This is a genomic window from Methylobacterium sp. J-043, from assembly GCF_022829505.1.
Classification (GTDB): domain Bacteria; phylum Pseudomonadota; class Alphaproteobacteria; order Rhizobiales; family Beijerinckiaceae; genus Methylobacterium; species Methylobacterium extorquens_A.
In genome coordinates this window covers 1-411 of record NZ_JAKSYB010000070.1, presented here as the reverse complement: position 1 = coordinate 411, position 411 = coordinate 1, and the positions used below count along the sequence as shown (strand labels likewise).

At 71.0% G+C, this 411-nt stretch carries 1 protein-coding gene; it reads left to right on the top strand.

Translation table 11 applies throughout. The annotated features are described in order from the left end of the window. Nucleotides 1–14: 14 nt before the first annotated feature. Nucleotides 15–411: leucine zipper domain-containing protein (locus MKK50_RS22600; protein WP_499025409.1), on the top strand; the 397-nt coding region annotated here is incomplete at its 3' end.

The following is a 411-nucleotide window of genomic DNA, read 5'->3' as shown; positions in this document are numbered from 1 at the left end:
GGTTGGAGGCCAGGATGGCGGACTGGAACCCGCCGCAGCAGCACGTATGGCGGGCGCGCAGGGTGTTGCTTAGCGGCGAAGGGCTCGGGACGCACGCGATCATGCGTGGGGCGGGCGTCTCCAAGACGGCGGGCTGGCGCTGGCACGACCGGTTCGGGCAGGACGGAGTCGGAGGGCTGCTGCGGGATAAGACACGGCCGGCCCGCATCCCGCCGCTGGGGCCGGAGGTGGCTCTGTCGCAGGAAGAGCCGCCTGGCGAGACCACGCCTTGGACGGCCGCCGCCATGAGCAAGGTCGCGGCCACCAGCGTCTCGTCAGTGCAACGGATCTGGCGTGGGCATGGGCTGCAGCCGCATCGGGTCCGGCAGTTCAAGCTCTCCACCGACCCGGCCTTCGCCGATAAACTGCGCG